Source organism: Lapillicoccus sp. (assembly GCF_025353065.1).
Classification (GTDB): domain Bacteria; phylum Actinomycetota; class Actinomycetes; order Actinomycetales; family Dermatophilaceae; genus Lapillicoccus.
Map to the genome: position 1 here is coordinate 41,405 of NZ_JANXRJ010000026.1, position 19,080 is coordinate 60,484.

Annotated in this window: 14 protein-coding genes and 1 pseudogene; 5 read left to right on the top strand and 10 right to left on the bottom strand. The window is 71.4% G+C overall.

Annotated features, from left to right (window positions below):
* Positions 1–67: 67 nt before the first annotated feature.
* From Q0R63_RS01885 to Q0R63_RS01895, 3 genes are all read left to right on the top strand, one after another.
* Positions 68–1,768: a substrate-binding domain-containing protein gene (locus Q0R63_RS01885; RefSeq protein ID WP_295693166.1), complete on the top strand. Its 1,701-nt coding sequence runs from the start codon at positions 68–70 to the stop codon at positions 1,766–1,768.
* 165 nt (positions 1,769–1,933) lie between these two features.
* Positions 1,934–3,433: an alkaline phosphatase family protein gene (locus Q0R63_RS01890; protein ID WP_295693168.1), complete on the top strand. Its 1,500-nt coding sequence runs from the start codon at positions 1,934–1,936 to the stop codon at positions 3,431–3,433.
* A 59-nt stretch (positions 3,434–3,492) separates the two neighbouring features.
* The gene (locus Q0R63_RS01895) at positions 3,493–4,047 is read left to right on the top strand and encodes a hypothetical protein (RefSeq protein ID WP_295693170.1); all 555 of its coding nucleotides are present in this window, start codon (positions 3,493–3,495) and stop codon (positions 4,045–4,047) included.
* 99 nt (positions 4,048–4,146) lie between these two features.
* Here Q0R63_RS01895 and Q0R63_RS01900 read toward each other — a convergent pair whose 3' ends face one another.
* Positions 4,147–8,319, bottom strand: a complete 4,173-nt coding sequence (locus Q0R63_RS01900; RefSeq protein WP_295693173.1) for a choice-of-anchor J domain-containing protein — start codon at positions 8,317–8,319, stop codon at positions 4,147–4,149.
* Between the two features lie 377 nt (positions 8,320–8,696).
* Between Q0R63_RS01900 and Q0R63_RS01905 the strand changes: the two genes are divergently transcribed.
* Positions 8,697–9,377, top strand: a complete 681-nt coding sequence (locus Q0R63_RS01905; protein WP_295693177.1) for a winged helix-turn-helix domain-containing protein — start codon at positions 8,697–8,699, stop codon at positions 9,375–9,377.
* A 48-nt stretch (positions 9,378–9,425) separates the two neighbouring features.
* Here the strand turns inward: Q0R63_RS01905 and Q0R63_RS01910 are convergent.
* The 6 genes and pseudogenes from Q0R63_RS01910 to Q0R63_RS01935 form a co-directional block, all read right to left on the bottom strand.
* Positions 9,426–9,848: pseudogene (locus Q0R63_RS01910) on the bottom strand (GNAT family N-acetyltransferase); the annotation flags it as partial.
* 256 nt (positions 9,849–10,104) lie between these two features.
* On the bottom strand, positions 10,105–10,542 hold the full coding sequence (locus tag Q0R63_RS01915; protein WP_295693179.1) for an HNH endonuclease: 438 nt from the start codon (positions 10,540–10,542) through the stop codon (positions 10,105–10,107).
* A gap of 145 nt (positions 10,543–10,687) precedes the next feature.
* Positions 10,688–11,365, bottom strand: a complete 678-nt coding sequence (locus Q0R63_RS01920; protein ID WP_295693184.1) for an isochorismatase family protein — start codon at positions 11,363–11,365, stop codon at positions 10,688–10,690.
* Positions 11,366–11,407: 42 nt separating this feature from the next.
* Positions 11,408–13,315 (bottom strand): hydantoinase B/oxoprolinase family protein, encoded by a 1,908-nt coding sequence (locus Q0R63_RS01925; RefSeq protein WP_295693187.1) that lies wholly within the window; start codon positions 13,313–13,315, stop codon positions 11,408–11,410.
* A 1-nt stretch (position 13,316) separates the two neighbouring features.
* Positions 13,317–15,428, bottom strand: coding sequence for a hydantoinase/oxoprolinase family protein (locus Q0R63_RS01930; protein ID WP_295693190.1), 2,112 nt, complete (start codon positions 15,426–15,428; stop codon positions 13,317–13,319).
* 70 nt (positions 15,429–15,498) lie between these two features.
* On the bottom strand, positions 15,499–16,173 hold the full coding sequence (locus Q0R63_RS01935) for a GntR family transcriptional regulator (RefSeq protein ID WP_295693193.1): 675 nt from the start codon (positions 16,171–16,173) through the stop codon (positions 15,499–15,501).
* Between the two features lie 166 nt (positions 16,174–16,339).
* Between Q0R63_RS01935 and Q0R63_RS01940 the strand changes: the two genes are divergently transcribed.
* A complete protein-coding gene (locus Q0R63_RS01940) occupies positions 16,340–17,227 on the top strand; it encodes an isocitrate lyase/phosphoenolpyruvate mutase family protein (RefSeq protein ID WP_295693196.1) in 888 nt (295 codons plus the stop codon).
* A 9-nt stretch (positions 17,228–17,236) separates the two neighbouring features.
* Here Q0R63_RS01940 and Q0R63_RS01945 read toward each other — a convergent pair whose 3' ends face one another.
* The 3 genes from Q0R63_RS01945 to Q0R63_RS01955 form a co-directional block, all read right to left on the bottom strand.
* Positions 17,237–18,007 carry a class I SAM-dependent methyltransferase gene (locus Q0R63_RS01945; protein ID WP_295693198.1) on the bottom strand — a complete coding sequence of 257 codons (771 nt, stop codon included), beginning with the start codon at positions 18,005–18,007 and terminating at the stop codon, positions 17,237–17,239.
* 289 nt (positions 18,008–18,296) lie between these two features.
* Positions 18,297–18,710 (bottom strand): YbjQ family protein, encoded by a 414-nt coding sequence (locus tag Q0R63_RS01950; RefSeq protein ID WP_295693201.1) that lies wholly within the window; start codon positions 18,708–18,710, stop codon positions 18,297–18,299.
* A gap of 116 nt (positions 18,711–18,826) precedes the next feature.
* The coding region (locus tag Q0R63_RS01955; RefSeq protein WP_295693206.1) for an HNH endonuclease signature motif containing protein at positions 18,827–19,080 on the bottom strand (254 nt) is incomplete at its 5' end.

Below are 19,080 nucleotides of genomic sequence, written 5' to 3' on the forward strand. Positions count from 1 at the left end.
AGCCAGTCCATCCACAGCAGCCAGCCGGTCCACACCATCCAGCCACCCCCGCACCCTGGAGCACCCGATGAGAGCCCGTCGCCGCTCGGCACGCAAAGCCGCAACCGCCCTGCCCGCCGCTCTGCCCGCCGCCCTGCTCGCCGCCCTGCTCGCCGTCCTGCTCGCCTGCGCCCCGGCGTCGGCCGAAACGCTTGCGCCGGCGGGTGGGTCGGGGTCCACCTACGTGGGGATCGCGATGCGCCAGTGGGTGGCCCAGGGCCAGAGCCAGGGGTGGTCCCTCAACTACACCCCGGTGGGGTCGCCCACGGGCATGAACATGTACAACCTGGCGCAGGTGGACTTCGCGGCGACCGAGGCCGAGTTCGTCTCCCTGGGCCTGAACCCGTCACGTGGCTACCAGTACGTCCCGGACGTCGCCGGCGCCACGGCGATCATGTACAACGTCAAGGAGTCCTCCGGACGCCAGGTCGACTACCTGCACCTCAGTCGTCAGACCGTCGCCCGCATCTTCATCGGCACCATCACGAACTGGTCGGACCCGGCGATCAGCGCCACCAACAAGGGAATCAAGTTCCCCGACATGCCGATTCGCGTCGTGCTGCGTGGCAACGCCTCCGGGACGACCGCCCTGTTCTACGACTTCATCGCCAACACCCTGGGGGCGGAGTTCACCGCCCGCTTCAACCAGTTCCAGTGCGGCGCCGCCGACGTGCGCCCCGTGCTGATCCAGTGCGCGAAGCCCGGCTTCATCCCCTCCACCGTCTCGTTCAACGACTCCGACCAGATCGCCCAGTACGTCGCGAACTCCGCCACCGGGCTGGGCTCCATCGCCTTCGACGAGTTCGGCTACGCCAAGGTCTACAAGGCACCCACCGCGTGGATCCAGAACTCCGCAGGGAAGTACGTGCTGCCCTACGCGCAGAACATCTCGGCGGCGCTGGAGAGCGCCAGGCTCCGACCGGACCTCAGCCAGGACCTCTCGGCGGTCTACGCCAGTCCCAGCCCCACGGCATACCCGATCTCCGCCTACTCCTACCTCGTGACCCAGTGCGCGGCCGCGGCCGACCGGGCGACCTGCAAGGGCGCCTATCCCAACGCCGGCGTCGGCGCCACGCTCGCCAAGTGGATGAGCTACATCGCGTGCGACGGACAGGTCACGATGGCCGCACAGGGGTATTCGCCGCTCCCCGTCAACCTCAGCCGGGAGATGGCGAACTCCGTCTCGCGGTTGACCGGGCAACCCGCCGTCACGCTCTCGGCCGCGAACTGCTCGAACCCCCGCTTCAGTGGCTCCCTCGGTGCCGGGTCGGTCAGCCCCTGCGACCCGTTCCTCTGCGGGACCCAGGCCGGCTCGTCCACCGGAGGGGGAGCGCCGGGTCCCGCCGCGGGGGCACCCGCAGCAGGGGGGACCGGCGCGGGAGGCGCTGCCGCGAACGCCCCGGGGACGGCGGGGAGCTCGGCCGCGGCACCAGGGTCGGCCGCCGCGTCGAAGGCCGCCTCACCGGGCGCCGCAGGAAGCGCGGCCGCGACCTCCGCCGCAGCGGCCGCCGCCGCCGGATCCTCGGCGGCCGCCCAGACGAGCACCGACGGTCGGGTCCTCGCCGTCGGAGGCGGGAGCGCGGCTTCCGCGTGGCGGGCGGCCAAACCGGTCGAGTTCGCCGCAGCCGTCCCCGACGACCCCTTCGGCTGGCTGCCGGCGGTCCTGCTGCTCGGCTTGCTGCTCGTGCCGACGCTGGTGACCGTCCTCGGTCGCCGGTCCTCCCGGTAGCCCGGGCCGTCACGGGCCCGACACCAAGAGTTCACCGACGCGTCGAAGCGTTGTCGACCCGTTCCCAGCGGTTTCGCAGGCGGCCACAGCAGCATCGCAGGTGCGCGGAGGGGCAAGGTCCTGCGCGCGTCCCCGCCGTGTCGTCAGCCCGATCGGAGCAGCTCCATGAACCTCGTGGTCCCCTCGTCCCCCCACCGCAGACCACGCTTCCGGATCGCCCTGGGCGCAGCCGTCGCGCTGCTGCTGTGCCTCGCCACCGCGGGCGCCGCCAGTGGCGGCCAGACCGCCCGTGCCGGGGTCGCGTCCGGCCCGAAGATCGGCCACGTCTGGACGATCATCCTCGAGAACAAGTCCTACGAGTCGACCTTCACCGGCCTCAACGCGAACGACTACCTCTGGAAGACGCTGCCCTCCTACGGCGCGCTGCTCCGCCAGTACTACGGCACGGGCCACTACTCGCTCGACAACTACATCAGCCTCGTGTCGGGCCAGTCGCCGGCACCGGACCTCCAGGCCGACTGCGGCACCTACAAGAACGTCGCTCCGGGGCTGCCGGCCCCGGACGGTCAGACGTTCGCCTCCTCCGGGTGCGTCTACCCGAAGCAGACCCACACGCTCTTCGACCAGCTCGACTCGGTCGGCGCCAGCTGGAAGGTCTACGCGCAGGACATGGGCAACGACCCGACCCGCGAGCAGGTCTACCAGTGCGGTCGTCCCGGGGACCCCTCCGGCGCGGGCGTGCCCGACCCCGGCAGCGCGACCCCGACCGACCAGTACGTGCCGAAGCACAACCCCGCGCCGTGGTTCCACTCGCTGACCGACTCGGCCAAGGACTGCGCCAACGTCGTCCCGCTCGACGGCTACCCGGCGACGCCCGGGCACAAGGCGATCCCGAGCATGGCCACCGATCTCCAGTCGATCGCCACCACCCCCGCCTTCTCGTGGATCTCGCCCAACAACTGCTCCGACGCGCACGACGCGACCTGCAAGGGTGACAACCTCTCGGGCGACCCGAACAACCACCAGGGCGGCCTGTATGCCGCGGACCTGTTCCTGCAGAAGTGGGTTCCCCAGATCATGGCCTCCCCGGCCTTCCAGAAGGACGGCGAGATCCAGGTGATCTTCGACGAGGCCTTCCCGCCCTACAAGATGTACGGCAACTCCGTCGCGGACGCGGCATACGCCGGCGACGCGGCGCTCGGGACCGACAGCGCGACGGGCAACCCGGTCCAGGCCGAGGCCAACACCGCCCAGTCGGTGGTGGCGTGCTGCAACGAGCTGCCCGGCCCGAACACGACCCAGCCCGGCTTCCAGGCCTTCAACCAGGACACCACCCCCGGCGGTGGCATCACGGGAGCCGTCTTCATCAGCCGCTTCATCACCCCGGGATCGATCAGCGACCAGCCCTACAACCACTACAGCTGGCTGCGCAGCATGGAGGACACCTTCGGGATCACCTCGGGCGGCGCGGACGGCATGGGCCACCTCGGGTATGCCGCGATGGACGGCCTGCGCCCGTTCGGCAAGGACATCTACAACAACCGCACGGGACGGGCGCTGCAGCCCTCGGCGTCCGGCAGCTCGGTCTACCCCGCCACCAGCCTGGTCGGCGACGACCCCCAGCCCAGGATCGCCCGGGCCGCCGTACCGGTGGTGTCCCGCTGAGCACCACGCAGCCCACCTGGCCGCGGCTCGCCCCTCACCGGGCGGCCGCGGCCCTGGCCGTGACCGCCGCCCTGGCCCTGACCATCTCGGGGTGCACCTCCGCGCCGGCCGGCGTCGCCGCCGCGCCGACCCTCGACGCCGGCCAGGTCGTGTCGTCCCTGGGCGCCGTCCCCATCCCCACGCCGGACACCTCGATCCCCGTACCGGTGGCCTCGGCGCACCGGCTGCAGCTGGTCTCGATGGGCAACACCGTGCGCGTGCTGCTGGGCCAGGGCGTGGAGGCGACGGTCACCGCGTCGGGGCCGGCGCAGGCCGTCACGACGCCCCAGCCGATCACCCAGGGCTCCCGGCCCCGCACGCCGGGGACCATCGCCGTCACCGTCGTCGCCGGTGCGAAGGACGTGACGTTCCGGACGGCGGACCTCGTCTGCCGTGACGACACCGGCTCCATCGTGCCGCTCACGGCCGTCGGCGGCGCGACGCTGACCGTCAAGGGTGGGACGACCGCCCGGGCCGTGGTCTCCGGGGTCTTCCGCAGCGGCGCCGCGCAGCTCACCTGGCAGCCGAGCGGCCAGCCGCTCGTCCTCTGGGACTTCACCATCGAGCTGGACTGAGCCCACCCCCTCGTTCCAGACACACGTTTTGCCGAGTTCCGCGGCCCGGGGAGGGTCGGAAACTCGGCAAAACGCGTGTTCGGAACGATCAGCTACCGGTCAGTGGCAGGCCTTCGCCGGCTTGAGGGTGAAGCTCTTGGTGATCTCGCCCCCCCTCAGCAGCTTGACCGTCGCGGTCTGCGGGGCCCAGCCGTCCTTGGCGGCGATGAGGGTGAGCGGGTTGGACCGCGTGTCCATCCACATCGCGTAGGTGCCGTCAGCCGCCGTGTTGAGGGTGTAGGCCGCGTTCCAGCTGTTGATCTGCAGGGTCGCGCCGGCGAGTGGTGCCGGTGTGCCGGCGCAGGCTGCGCCGCTCACGGTGCCCAGGAGCTTTCCCCACGTCTTCGGGGGGGTGACGACCATGGACACGCCGATGGACGAACCCGGGTAGGGCGTGTCCGTGGCGACCGTGATCTTGCCCGTGTAGGTCCCCGGCTGGGTGACCGTCGTGCTCTCGAGCGTCACCGAGACGGTGGCCGACATACCCGGGGCGAGGTCGAGGGTGGACGGGGACTCGGACATCCAGCTGACGTCCTGCCCGGCACCGCAGGAGTCGTATCCCGGGAGCACCTCGGAGGAGGCGCTGGCCGGCGCGGACTGGCTGGCGCTGCCGCCGATCTTGTAGAACCCGCAGGCCGCACCGAGCCGGTAGAAGGCGTTGTTGGACGCCGGCAAGGCCGTCCAGGCGCCTGAGCTCGGGTCGAACGCCCATCCCTCGTTGGTCACCACGGCGTTGCTGTTGATGACCCCACCCGAGACGAGCAGCTGTCCGTTGGCGACGGAGTAGCCCGCCCCCCAGACGTCAGCAGGCATGTCTCCCAACGGTGCCCAGGTGTTGGTCCCCGTATCGAAGGAGAACACCTTGGTCGACGTCGAGGTCGCCGTGCCGCCGGCGCAGTAGATCATGCCGATGGTGCCGCAGGAGCCCCACGAGGTGTCCTGCGGGTAGGGAGCCGCGGAGCTCCAGGAGTCGGCGGCCGGGTCGTAGACCTGGACGTCGGTGCTCCCGCAGGCTGCGGCGCACCCGCCGATGACGTAGAGCTTGCCGTCGGCGACCGTCGTCCCGGCGCCGGCGTGCGGCTTCGGGTTGGCGGCGAGGGTGGTCCAGGTGTTGGAGGCCGGGTCGTAGGCCTCGGTGATCCCCGTCGGGATCGCGCCCGGTCCCCAGCCGCCGGTGGCGATGAGCTTGCCACCGATGAAGCCCACGCTGGGAGCCTCGCGGATCGTCGACATGTCGGCGATCGGCGACCACGAGAGGGCAGCCGGGTCGTAGGCGTAGCCGGTGGCCACGTCGGCGGACCCGTCGTAACCACCGACGGAGTAGATCTTGCCGTCACCCGCTGCGACCCCGTTGTTGGAGATCGCGGTCGGGTAGTCGGCGATGGCCTGCCACGGCGCTGCCGAGGGGGCGGCGGCACTGACCGGCGGCGTTGTCGACGGCTTGGTGCCGCTGCCCGCGAGACGGGTGGGCAGGTAGGTGCCCGCGACGTGGCGGACCGCCGCACCCGGCATACCGGCGTATGCCGCCGGGGCCGGCTTGCCGGCGATGACGAAGCCACCGTCCTGCTCACCGAGCTCGACGTGTGCGGGCTTGGTCCCGGAGTTCTTCAGCGTGAGCGGGACGCTCGTGCTGGAGCCGAGGACCTCGGTCGCCGTGAGGTCGGCCGGGCTCACCTCGACCCGACCGGCCGCGAGGGTGAAGTCCTTGCGGGTGATCGAGTTCGCGATGACGTTCACCGTGGCGGTGGCCGGTGTGTAGCGGCCGGACGTGGCGGTGAACTTGTGGGCGCCCTTGGCCGACGAGAAGAGCCAGTAGTAGCCGTCGCCGAGAGCACCGTCGTCCGGCGTGGCCGCCGAGACACCGGTGTTCGTCGCCACGTCGACGCTGGCGACCGTCACGCCCGTGAGGGCCTTCTTGGTGTTGCCGTCCTTGGTGAAGCCGGCGACGAGACCACCCGAGACCGGGCCGCACGAGCGGTTGCCGATGAGCACGTCATCGACCTCCCAGTAGTAGGCCCAGGTGCCGGTGTAGTGGAACCGGACCTGGACGTCCTTCTTCCCGGCGGCCATCGGCAGCGCGATGCTGATCGGACCGCTGATGCTCGTGGTCGTCTGCTCCCAGACGTTGGTCCACGTCGTCCCGTCGACGGTGACGTCGATGTCGGCGGTCGAGTTGATGAACGACTTGTAGGCCGAGCCCAGCTCGAGGATCGGCGCGGTGGAGGCGCTGAGGTCGGTCTTCGGCGAGATCAGCGTCGTGTCCTGCGTGTTGCCGGACCCGAGGTGGTCGCTGTCGATGATCGCGAAACCGCCGCTGCCGCCCGTGAGGTTGCCACGAGCACCCGCGTCGGTGACCGACCACACCCCGCCGGACGCGTTGTTGTCCGTGACGGTCCAGCCCGCCGGCAGGGTGGTGCCGTCGAAGGTCTGGCGGGTGCCGGTGTAGGTCGTCGTGTAGCCGGGCGCGAGGCAGGTGCTCGGGTCGATGACGACCGTGGCGTTCTTCACGACGTCGGCGGCCGCGACCTTGATGGTGAGGTCACGGGTGAGGTAGCCGGGCAGGACCGGCGCGACGTGGGCCGTGTAGGTCTTGCCGCGGGGGAGGGTCAGGTTGTAGCGGCCCGTGAAGGGGTCGGTGTAGACCGGTGCTCCCGGGACGCCGTCGATGGTCACCTTGGCGTAGACCGGCCAGCCGTGGCCCGATCCGTCCGTCACGGTGCCGGTCACGGCCTGACTCGGGACCTTGGCCAGGACGAAGGCCGCCGTGACGGTCCCGCCACCGGTGACGGTGACGGTCTTGGTCGCCGTGGTGTAGCCGTATGCCGTGGCCTTCGCCGCGTAGGTGCCGGTGGCGACGGTGAGGGTGTAGGTGCCATCGGCGCCGCTGGTCGCGGAGGCGTCGCCGACCGTGACGGTGGCACCGACGACGGCGACGCCGCCGCTCGTGACGGCGCCGCTGACGACACCGTGCGGACCGGTCTGGAAGGCCCCGACACCGTTCGGGGTGCCGAGTCCGGTCGGGCCGTCGTAGCCCGGGCCGGCGTGGCAGATGTAGGCGATCGTGCAGGTGCCGTTGTCGCCCGTGACGACGTCGAAGAGCTGGCCGCGCGAGGCATACGGGTAGGAGCCGGGGTAGGTGGCGGCCACCGGCTGACCGGCGAGCGCGTAGGTGCCGGCGATGATCGGCGACGAGGCGCTGGTGCCGCCGTAGACGGTCCAGCCGCCGTCGGAGTAGGAGTTGTAGACCGCGACACCGGTGGCCGGGTCGGCGACGGCCGAGACGTCGGCCTCAGCCCGCGTCGGGCAGCTCGGGTCGTCCTGCCAGCTGGGCTTGGCCTCCTGGGCCGAGCACCCGCTACCCGCTCCGGCCCAGGCGGACTCGGTCCAGCCACGGGCACTCGTGTCCGTGGACAGCGAGGTCCCGCCGACCGCGACGACCGAGCCGACGGACGCGGGGAACGAGGCGCCCGTGCCGCTGTCACCCGTGCTGGCGGTGATCGCCACTCCGGGGTGGTCGTAGTGCGCGTTCATGGGGATCGTGCTGGGGTCCTCCGCGCCGGTGCCGTAGCTGTTGGAGACGTACTTCGCCCCGAGCTGCACAGCCATGTCGACGGCCGCCCCGAGATCCGCGAGGCTGTTCGAGTCGCCTTCCACCAGCAGGATCTTGCACTTCGGGCAGGCCGCGGAGACCATGTCGACGTCGAGCGCGATCTCGCTCGCCCAGCCCGGGTCCGGGGCAGGGTACTCACCCACGACACCGCGCTGGTTCACCTTCGTGAAGCACCCGCTGGCGCTCGTGCACGCCGGCAGTCCGTACTGCTGCCGGTAGACCGCGAGGTCGGCCTCGACGGTGGGGTTGTCGAAGGCGTCGACGATGGCGACGACCTGACCGTCGCCGGCGGTCGCGCCGGGCAGCTTGTAGGCGCTCTGGACGTCGGCCGGGCCGTAGCCGGAGGGGTCGACGTTGGGGATGATGCCCGAGCGCGCGGCGATGTCCGTGCGCTTCAGGGCCAGGCAGCGGGCCTTCGACGGGGTCGTCGTGGCCGCGCACACCTGCTTGGTGGGAACGGCGCTCTTCTGTGCTGCCGACGTCTGGGGCGTCGGCTTCGGTATGGCGTTCGCGATCGGCGAGACCGTCACGCCGAGGGCGGCGACGGTCGCGGTGACCGCGAAGAGGGCGACGACAGCACGACGGAGCCGTGTTGACCGCCGGTTCCTGAGGGGGCTCGACATGCGGGGGACCTTCCCTGGCAGAGGGGTGGTCCGAATTGGCGGGCCCGGATAGGGAACACGACGACGCGGACCGAGGGGGATGGTCGCAACCTACGAATCATCTGAGAGTTTCGACAAGGACCGCTGATGGTCGGGTCGTGGTCAGGATCGCGTCCGATCCGGACGCGGTGGGCACCGGTGCCCAGATCCGGGCACGCCCCGGCCGGCCCGATGGGTCACCGGTCTCCTTCGGCAGGTGGTCCCGTGTGGCTATCTTTCGCGGGATCGGCCGACCACCGTTACGGTTTGACACACCACGTCGGGTTTCGCACCACACGGGGTGGTCCGGGCTCTGCCGTGAGCCTGAGCAGGGCATGAGCCGGGACGGGGGTCTGCGGATGAGCGTCACCGAGCTGCATCTGCTGACGGACGACCGGCGGCCTGTCAGCGACACCCTCGAGTTCGACCAGGTCGCACCGCCCCTCGAGCACGCGCCACGGCATACCCCGTCCATCGCGGTGCTGATCCTCGACCACGCGCCCGACCCCGCCGAGGTGAGCCACCTCTACGACGACTTCGAGATCGTGCTCATCGCGCACGACGCCGCCAGCGCGGTGCGGATGCTCCAGGGGATGGCGCCCCTACCTGCACCACCCGTGGCGTCTGCACCACCCGTGGCACCAGCGGCGCCGGTCGTCTCCGTGACGCCGCTCTTCGACGACGTCGTCCCCTCGGTCTCCGCCGCTTCCACCGTTTCCACCGCACGCGCCGCACCCGCCGGCCACCAGCTCGGCCTGACCCTCGACGAGGCCCACCATCTCGCGACCTGGCGAGGTCGCCCCCTACCGCTCACCTACCGGGAGCGCGCGATCCTCGGCTGTCTCGTGGCGGACCCCGGTCGGGTCTGGACCTACCGTGAACTGTTCGAGCACGCCTGGGGCGGCTGCTATCTCGGCGACCCCTCCCTGGTCCACTCGGCGCTCAAACGGATCCGGCGCAAGATCCGGGAGGCCGGGGTCGCCCTGACCATCGACGCCGTGCGCGGGGTCGGCTTCCGGGTGCAGACCGGCGACGAGTAGGCCGGGCCGCGGCGGGGACGTCGCGACGATGACCAGCTGCTTCCGGACGACGAACCCCAAGGACTCGTAGAGCCGGACGGCGCCGACGTTGCTGGCCAGCACGTGGAGGAAGACCGCGTCACCCCGCGTCGCGGCGCCGGCCACCACGGCGCGCACGAGCCGGCCGGCGAACCCCCGCCCGCGGACGGCCGGGTCGGTGCAGACCGCACTGACCTCGGTCCACCCCGCGAAGCGCATCCGCTCACCCGCCATGGCGACCAGCCGGCCGTCGCAGCGCAGGCCGAGGTAGTGCCCGAGCTCGAGCGTCCGTCCGAGGAAGGGTCCGGGCTCCGTCCGCGCGACGAGGCCGAGGACGGCGTTGAGGTCGTCCGGGCCGAGGTCGACGGGCGTGGGGTCGACGGGCGTGGGGTCGATGGGCGAGGGGTCGATGGGCGTGGGGTCGACAGGTACGCGAGGCCCGCGGGTGACCATCTGGAGCGCGTCGAAGCGGCGCTGCTCGGTCCACCCGACCGGCGTCGTGCCCCCGAACAGGACGGCGACCCCGTGCGCCCCGACGAGGCGCGCGAGGGCCGCCCAGTCCTCCTCGGCCGGTTCGTCGGGCAGGGCCGCGAAGGGCGAGTAGCCCGGCCGGTAGGCCAGTGCGCGGCCGTCGCGCACGGCATACCGGTGATGGGCGCCGAGCAACGCCGCGCGGACCGGGTTGTCGAGCGGGTCGGGCACCGGCCGCTCAGGCCACGAGGTCGACGTGCCGCGGGACCCAGGGCTCCCACTGCAGGCGCAGCCCGACGTCGCGAGCGGCCTTGTCACCCTTGCGGTTGTTGCACGGCGAGCAGGACGCCACGGTGTTGAGCCACGTCGAGCTGCCACCGCGGGACTGAGCGACGACGTGGTCGACGGTCGTCGCGCGACCGCGGCAGTAGGCGCACTGGTGCCGGTCGCGCTTGAGGACGCTGCGCTTGGACCAGCCGGCGGGCCGGTAGAGCCACTTCGCGGCGACGTAGCGGATCAGCCGGACGACCTTGGGGCGCGGGTAGGGCCCGAACATCTGACCGGCCACGGCCTCCTCGACCACGGCGACCTGACGGACGAGCATCCCGATCGCGTGCCGGACGGAGACGCCGCCGATCGGCTCGTAGGAGGCGTTGAGGATCACCACCTCGGTCATCGCGCGTCACCTCCATGTCGTCCAAGGACATCGTGCCTTGTCCGAGGCCGATCCTGCCCCTAGTTTTGACGTGGATCTCACGGCCAACAGGGTGCCCGCAGGTGACGTCCGCCCGTACTCGACCTCCGCCCGGCCCGACTCCGAGTCAGGTGGGCGTCCGCGCGGGTGCCAGGTGGACGAGAGCCTCGTGGAGCGACACGACGTCGGCGTACTTCGCATCGAGATCGGCGAGGTTCTGGTCGTGCAGGTCCGACGTGCGGTCGCCACAGGCCTCGCCCACGACCTGCGGCCGGAAGCCGTGCGTGAGGGCGTCGGTCGCCGAGGCCCGGACGCACCCCGACGTCGAGACCCCGGTCACCACGAGGGTGTCGACCCCCAGGCCGAGCAGGTATGCCGCGAGGTCACCGCCGCCCGTCGCCCCACCCTCCTGCCCCGAACGCAGGTGGCCCGTGAACGCCGATGCGTACTGCTTGACGACCACCGGCTCCGTCGGCAGCGGCGACAGGGTCAGCTCCCCCCAGCCTCCGGCAGCACCTTCCGCGAAGGCCGCGAGAGCCGGGACCTTGCGGACGAACCAGCCGCCGTCGGCGAGGTCCGCGGCATACTGCACCGCGGTCCAGACCACCGGGTGACCACCGGCTCGGGCGGCGGCGACGAGAGCTGCGTTCGCCGCCACGACCGGGCCGACATCGGGGAGCGCGAACGGTCCGTGCGGTTCGGTGTAGGCGCGGCACAGGTCGACGACGAGCAGCGCCGGCTGCGCACCCCAGCCGACCCGACCGGAGAACGCGGTCCCGTGCGGACCGCCGATCTTCCCGTTCACGTCGGGCTCACCAGCCCGCTCACGCCGGCCTCACCTCGTGCCTCAGGTCGTCCACACCGGGCGCTTGGGGGCGGGCAGCCCGGTCTCCTCCTCGCAGCGGGCCAGCAGCTCCTCGATCGGCGGACCCATGTCGAAGACGGGCAGCTCGGCCGGCCGGTCCGCCCGCATCCGCTCCCGCAACGACGTCGTCGCCGCCACGTCCACGCCGCCGCCGTGACTGCCGCCGCCGTCACCGCCGCTGCCCCCCTCGGAAACGACCACGCCGTAGCGACGTGCCCCCTCGACCGACACCAGGCCGCGACGGACCTCGAGCTCCACCAGCGCGGGGTCGCGCTCCAACGGGTCGCCCCAGCCGCCGCCGCCCCAGGTCACGAAGTGCAGGACGTCGCCGACCGAGACCGGCACGTCGTGGCACTTCGACGGCAGCACCTGGCGGGTGCCGTCGGCGCGCTCGACCCACTTCGTGCCGCGGGAGCCGGGGTGGCCGCCGTTGACGCCCCAGGGGTAGGTGAGCCAGCGGTCGTCGTGGATGGCGATGGCGCCGGGCTCCTCGAAGACGTAGGCGACGTCGACGCCGTTGCCGCCGCGGTGGAGTCCTGCGCCACCGGTGTCGGCGATGGTCTCCCAGCGCTCGATCCGCAGGGGGTAGTACGACTCGAGGTACTCGCAGGGGATGTTGACGAAGCTCGGCCACAGCGAGTGGCCGTCGGGTCCGTCGCCGAGCGGCCGTCCGGGAATCCCGCCGAAGCCGATCGAGTAGAGCTGGAACCACTCGCCCGCCCGGTCGCCGGTCGTGTAGTGGCCGGAGTACATGAAGTGGGGGCTCGAGGAGAAGCCGGCGGCGTTGAGCAGAGCCGGGTTCGTCTGTCCCAGCAGCCCGCCGAAGAGGTCGAAGACGCGGCCGATCCCGTGGTTGCGACCGGAGAGCGCGGCGGGGTGCCGCGGTTTCCAGTAGGAGCCGTCGGGGATCGTGACGTCGACGAGGGGGTAGAACCCGTCGTTCCAGAGGATCTGCGGGTCGGCGACGGTGATCATGTAGATCCCGAAGAACATCCGGGTGAGGTTCTCGTTGATGTAGTAGTTGATCGGGCCGACGGCCTGCGGGCTGGAGCCGGTGAAGTCGAGGTGCACCTTCTCGCCGGTGCGGGTGAGCGACAGCTTCAGCTCGTAGGGGCCGTTGCCCACGCCGTCGTCGCAGATGTAGTCGGTGAAGGACAGCGTCCTGCCGTCCTCGAAGACCATCGCGAGGAGGATCTTCATCGCGTCGTAGTTCCGCTGGAGGAGCGCGTCGAGCGCGGAGAGATAGGTCGCCGTGCCGAAGCGCTGGCACATCTCGACGACCCGCCGGGACGCGGTGCGGCAGGCGGCGACGAGTCCGTTGAGGTCCGCGCGGTTCCAGTCGGGGACCCGCACCTGGTTGAGGATGATCCGTAGGGCGTCGTCGTTGAGCACCCCCTTGGCGTAGAGCTTGAAGGGCGGGATGACGACGCCCTCCTCGTAGATCGTCCGCGCGTCGGTCGGCATCGACGACGGCGTCTTGCCGCCGACATCGGACATGTGGCCGAACATCGACGACCAGCCGACGACCCTGCCTTCGTGGAAGATCGGCACGACGACGAGCCAGTCGTTGGCGTGGCTGATCGCCGCGCCACACGCATACGGGTCGGAGGTGAGCATGACGTCGCCCTCCTCGATCGGGCCGTCGTAGCCGTCGAGGAAGTCGGGGATGGACAGCCCGAACTGACCGACGACCATCTTGCCGCCCGGGTCGGCGATGAGCGGGAACTCGTCGTGCTGCTCCCGTATGCCGGGTGACAGCGCCGTGCGGAAGAGCACCTCGTCCATCTCGTAGCGGGCGTTGCGCAGCCCGTTCTCGATGAGGTCGAGGGTGACCGGGTCGACCGCGGTCGGCTCGATGGCGTCCGTCGCGGTCTCGATGATGCGCGCCATGTCAGGCCTCCGCGGGGGTGTCGAGAGGGGTGTCGAGAGGGGTGTCGACGGGGTTCATGAGCAGGCTGCCGGACGGGTGCACCGTCGCGGCGTGGTCCGGCAGGATGAGCGTCGTGGAGTCCATCTCCGTGACGATCGCCGGACCGGTGAGGACGTCGCCGGCCCGCAGGGTCGCCCTGTCGTAGAGCTTGGCCTCGACCGCCGCACCAGAGACGTGGATCGTGATGGTGCGCAACGGTTCTGGCGGTCCGGTCGTCTCCGCGAGCGTGACACCGGCGACCTCCGGGCGCGGGCCGCTGACCGTGGCCCGGGCGTTCACGAGCTCGTGGTCGACGGTGAGGAGGAAGTTGAAGAGCCGCTCGTGCTCGGCGTCGAAGCTCGCCGCGAGCCGAGTCAGGGCGTCGGGCGCCTCGGGACCCTCGGCCGGATCGGCGCCCTCGAGCCAGCCCGGGTCCACCGGGATGGGGATCTCGAAGCCCTGCCCGTGGAAGCGCACGTCGACGGTGTAGGCCACCGTGTGGCCGCTGCGCTCCACCCCCTGCGCCTCGAGCCGGGCGCCGGCGTCCGCGCCGAGCTCGGTGAGGACGGCTCGCAGGTCGTCACTGGTCAGGTCGGCGAACCGGCGAAGGACGGTGCGTGCCGACTCGTCCCGTCGGCTCGTCGTCGCGTCGCCGAGGGCGCACAGCACGCCGGGCGACGGCGGGACGATGACCGGCCAGGCACCGGTCAGCTTGCCAAGAGCGTTGGCGTGCAACGGTCCTGCGCCGCCGAAGGCGATGAGGGCGAAGTCGCGCGGGTCGAATCCCTGCTGCACCGACACCAGTCGCAGGCCGCCGAGCATGTTCTCGTTGACGATGTCGATGATCCCCGCCGCGGCGGCCTCGGGGGACGCGAGCCCCATCGCGTCGGCGACGGTCGCGACCGCCGTGCGCGCCGCGTCCGCGTCGAGCGAGATCTCGCCGCCGGCGAGGTCGGTGGGGAGGTAGCCGAGGACGACGTTGGCGTCGGTGACCGTCGGCTCCGCCCCGCCCTTGCCGTATGCCGCGGGGCCAGGATCGGCGCCGGCGGACTGGGGCCCGACCCGCAGGGCCTTGGTCAGCTGGGGGACGTGGGCGATCGAGCCGCCGCCGGCGCCGACGGTGCGGACGTCGACGCTGGAGGCGCGCACCGTGAGGTCGCCGACCTTCGTCTCACGGCCGATCCGCGGCGAAAGGTCCTGCACCAGAGCGACATCCGTCGAGGTGCCGCCCATGTCGAAGGTGATGAGGTCGCGATAGCCGCACTGCTCGGCGATCCACACGGCGCCGGTCACCCCGCCGGCCGGCCCCGACAGCAGCATCGTCACCGGTGACTCGGTGGCGGCCGCCGCACCGGACAGGCCACCGTCGCTGCGCAGGATCGCCAGCTCGCCGCCGACGCCACCTTCGCGCAGCCGGTCGGTGAGCGTCCCGACGTAGCGCTTGACCTGAGGCTGGACGTAGCCGTTGGCCACGGTGGTGACGGTGCGCTCGTACTCGCGCATCTCGGGGAGCACGTCGGACGACAGCGAGACGGGGATGCCGGGGAGCACTTCGGCCGCGATCTCGGCGATCCGACGCTCGTGGGCCGGGTCGGCGAAGGAGTTGATCAAGGAGATCGCCAGTGCCTCGATGCCGGAGAGTCGCCCGAGCGCGGCGCGGACGTCGGCCTCGTCCAGCTCGCGCAGGACCGTGCCGTCGCTGGCGATCCGCTCGTCGACCTCCACGGTGTTCTCGAGCGCGGCGAGGGGCTCAGGCTTGGGCCAGATGATCCAGCCGGCCAAGCCGCCAGGCACGTAGGAGCGGGCGATCTGGAGCACCTGGCGGAAGCCCTTGGTCGTGACGAGACCGACGGTCGCGCCCTTGCCCTCGAGGATGGCGTTGGTCGCGACGGTGGTCCCGTGCAGGACCTGCTCCACCTCGGACAGCGAGATGCCTGCGTCGTCGCAGACCCGGGTGATCCCGTGCAGGACACCGACGGCCTGGTCGTCCGGGGTCGACGCGGTCTTGGCCCGCCAGGTGCTGCCGCTGGTCTCGTCGACGAGGAGGACGTCGGTGAAGGTGCCGCCCACGTCGACGCCGAGTCGGTAGCTCACGGGGTCGCTCCCTCGCCCGAGCGGGGGTCACTGCTGCAGGTGACACAGGTACGGGTGTGACGGGTGCGGGTCATCTCTCGTCCTCCTCGGAGCGGGCTGCGGATCGGGCTGCGCGGACCATGACGGCCCGGGCGTTGCGGATGTGGGCGGTCATGACCGCTTCGGCCCAGATCGCGTCGCCGGCGCGGAAGGCGTCGACGATCTCGACGTGCTGGGACAGGCTGCGGCGGAGCGACCGCTCGTCGTACGTCTGGAAGTTGCGGCGCTGGATCGGCGTCTGGATGGCGGACGCGAGCGCGCCTGCGAGAGCTGGGTGGTCGGCGATGGCGACGATGCGGTCGTGGAAGGCGCGGTTGAGCGGCACGAGGGCCTCGAGGTCCTGCCGGCCACCCGGCATACCGATCTCGAGCATGCGCCGGGCGAGGTCGTCGAGCACGTCGAGGTCCTCCGGCGTCGCCAGCGGCACGGCCAGGGCCGTGAGGCGCGGCTCGAGCGACGACCGCAGGTCGAAGACTCCTTCCAGCTCGGCGAGGCTCCACGTCGTGACGCGAGCCCCGCGGTTGGGCGTCAGGTCGATGAGCCCGTATGCCGCGAGCCGCGTCAGGGCCTCGCGCACCGGGGTGCGACTCACCCCCAGCCGCTCCGCGAGCTCCACCTCACCGAGCCGGGCCCCCGGCGCGAGGTCGCCGTGGAGGATGAGCTCGCGCACGGTGTCGACGACACGGTCGGTCGTGGTGACCGCCATCGCCCCTCCCGGGTCCGGGACCGCAGAGGTCCGTCCTGCTGACGAATGATTGTGTGCAATCTAGGGGTCTCAGCACTGGCCCCACAAGAGTTTCGCGCGTAGGTTTTCTGTGGCTGCATACATCTTGAGACTGCACCTCGACCTGACACAGGACTGGAGGCCCGCCGTGGGAGCACTGCTGGGTGGCCCGACGACACCCCGGGCGCGGCTGCGCGAGCTGATCGCCGCGCCGACGCCGCTGGTCGCTCCCGGCGCCTACGACGCCCTCTCGGCCCGCCTCGTCGAACAGGCCGGCTTCGACGTCGTCTACCTGACCGGGTTCGGCGCCACCGCCTCGCTGCTCGGCCGTCCCGACGTCGGCCTGCTCAGTGCCGCCGAGATGGCCGACCAGGCGCGCCGGATCGTCGACGCCGTCGAGCTGCCTGTGATCGCGGACGCCGACACCGGCTACGGCAATGCCATCAACGTCGTGCGCACGGTGCGGGTCTACGAGCAGGCGGGGGTCGCCGGGCTCCACCTCGAGGACCAGGTCACGCCGAAGAAGTGCGGGCACATGGCCGGCAAGGCGGTCGTGAGCACCGAGGAGATGGTGGGCAAGATCCGCGCCGCCGCCGCTGCGCGGCGCGACCCCGACCTCGTCCTCATCGCGCGCACCGACGCCGCTGCGGTGGAGGGGCTCGATGCGGCGATCGCCCGCGCCCGTGCGTATGCCGCGGCCGGCGCCGACGTGCTCTTCGTCGAGGCCCCGACGAGCGAGGCCGACATCCGCCGGGTCGCGGCCGAGCTCGGTGGCGTCGCGCCGCTCGTCTTCAACGCCGCCGAGGGCGGGCGCACCCCACCGCTGTCGCTCGAGGTAGTGACCGACCTCGGCTTCAGCCTCGTGCTCTACCCCATCGCGACCCTGCTCGCCGCCTCCGCCGCGGTGCAGTCCGTCCTCGCGACGATCAAGGCCGACGGGACGCCGCATGCGGCGTCGCTGCCCACCTTCGCCGCGTTCACGGCGACCGTCGGCCTCCCGGAGATCCAGGAGCTCGAGAACCACTTCGGCGCCTGAGCTCCACCGCTACACGGGCGGAGTCGGATCCGCCTTCGTCGCGACGGCGAAGTAGGTCACGACCGGGGCGTGGTCGGGGTCGCTGAGGCGGAGGTCCGCCGCCCCGGCCAGCTCGTCGTCACGCAGCCGGCCTGCTCGCCGGCCCACGACCGCCTTGACCAGGGAGCCGACCGACGCCGGTTCGAAGCCGACGACCAGGTCGACGGTCAGCCCCACGGCGGCGCAACCGTCCCGCAGGCTCTGGGGGCTCCGCAGGTTGGCCCGCGCGTACCGGCCGGCCGGCATGATCCGGGTCAGCGGAAAGCGCCGGAAGGCAAAGAGATAGACCAGTCGAGCGACGAACGTGTCGGTGACGGTGTCGAGGATCAGCACCCCGCCCGGTCGCAGCACGGCGGCCAGCTCGGCGAGGACGGCGGACAGGTCTTTCACCACCTCCACGGTGTCCGCGCAGTAGACGACATCGAACTGCTGCCTCGGGAGGCCGAGCGCGTCCGCCGGCGCTGACTCGAACTGCACGCCCGCGATGGTCTCCCGCGCGATCCTCGTGGCGTCGGCGGAGGGATCGACACCGGTCACCGCGAACCCGTGATCGCGGAAGATCCGGGTGAGTGGCGAGTAGCGCCCGCCCACCACGAGCGCCGTTCCGCCGCTCAGCCCGCGTCGCCCGAGCACGTCACCGATGAGGGCCTTCCGGACCGGGTCGAAGGCCATCGCCCGGACGTGTCGGCCGTCCACCACCTGAGGGCCCTGTGCGTCGAGCATCAGCGTCCGTCTTGCCATCTCGGTCTCCACCTCTTGTTGGCGTTGTCGAGCGGACGCTGATCGCGTGGGAGGGCTGCGTATGCCAGTTGCGCGCCGGGAGCCGGGCGGCCTCGCCTGAGTCCAGACCCCTCGATCGACGTGGGATCGGTGCCCTGCCATCGTGCGACCGGGGCGGCGACGCTGCTGCGACCTCGCTACGCACCGTAGCCGTCTCCTGCGGCAACCGCGCGCTCAGAACCACCCCTGTCGACAGAGCAGTCGGGCCCGAAGTCGAGGCGATGTGAAGGTGCCGAAGAGCTCGCGCAGCCTACCGAGCGCGGGTGTCCTGCACCGTCGCTGGGCCGCTCCCACCGCGAGCAGCGTCCGCTGCGGACTGCGGAGTCGACCCGGCTTGGCCCTCGGCGATCGGCCGCACCGCCACCGCCGTCCCGTAGGCGCAGATCTCGGTGAAGGACTGACCGATCTCTCCCGTGTCGAAGCGCATCGCGACGATGGCGTTGGCGCCACGCGACTCGGCCTCCTGGACCATCCGGTTCATCACCTCGTGCCGGCTCTCGTAGACGATCTTCGTGTATTCCGGCAGCTCGCCGCCGCCCAGGGCCCGGAAGCTGGCGGTGAACCCGCCGACGATGTTGGCGCTGCGCACGGTCATCCCCATCACCTCGCCGAAGACGGCCTCGATGTGGTAACCCGGGATGTCATTGGACGTCACGATGATCATGCCCACCATGATGCTCCCGCGCGCAGAGCCTCCCATGCACCACGGCGCCTCTCGGTCCGAGGTTCTGGCCACGCCGGTGGCCCCGCCCTGGTGGGGCGGGGTGTGGGGCGGGGTGGTCAGGTGGGCCAGGTGACGGTGGTGGCGGTGATGGTCGCGGTGAGGTCGCGGTCGTGGACGAGGGTGTGGACGAGGGTGTGGTGGCGGGGGCAGAGGGCGGCGCCGTTGAGGGAGGAGGTGGGGCCGCCGCGGGACCACCAGGCGTTGTGGTGGACGTGGCACCAGCCGCCGGGCAGGGTGCACCCGTTCCAGGTGCAGTGTGTGTCGCGGCGCAGGATGGCGGTGCGGAGGGGGCCGGTGAACAGGCGTCTGC

Excerpts from the sequence above, each read along its gene's own strand:
- Q0R63_RS01885 (WP_295693166.1), top strand. The coding sequence starts at position 68 with ATGAGAGCCCGTCGCCGCTCGGCACGCAAAGCCGCAACCGCCCTGCCC.
- Q0R63_RS01890 (WP_295693168.1), top strand. The coding sequence starts at position 1,934 with ATGAACCTCGTGGTCCCCTCGTCCCCCCACCGCAGACCACGCTTCCGG.
- Q0R63_RS01900 (WP_295693173.1), bottom strand. The coding sequence starts at position 8,319 with ATGTCGAGCCCCCTCAGGAACCGGCGGTCAACACGGCTCCGTCGTGCT.
- Q0R63_RS01905 (WP_295693177.1), top strand. The coding sequence starts at position 8,697 with ATGAGCGTCACCGAGCTGCATCTGCTGACGGACGACCGGCGGCCTGTC.
- Q0R63_RS01915 (WP_295693179.1), bottom strand. The coding sequence starts at position 10,542 with ATGACCGAGGTGGTGATCCTCAACGCCTCCTACGAGCCGATCGGCGGC.
- Q0R63_RS01925 (WP_295693187.1), bottom strand. The coding sequence starts at position 13,315 with ATGGCGCGCATCATCGAGACCGCGACGGACGCCATCGAGCCGACCGCG.
- Q0R63_RS01935 (WP_295693193.1), bottom strand. The coding sequence starts at position 16,173 with ATGGCGGTCACCACGACCGACCGTGTCGTCGACACCGTGCGCGAGCTC.
- Q0R63_RS01945 (WP_295693198.1), bottom strand. The coding sequence starts at position 18,007 with ATGGCAAGACGGACGCTGATGCTCGACGCACAGGGCCCTCAGGTGGTG.
- Q0R63_RS01950 (WP_295693201.1), bottom strand. The coding sequence starts at position 18,710 with ATGATCATCGTGACGTCCAATGACATCCCGGGTTACCACATCGAGGCC.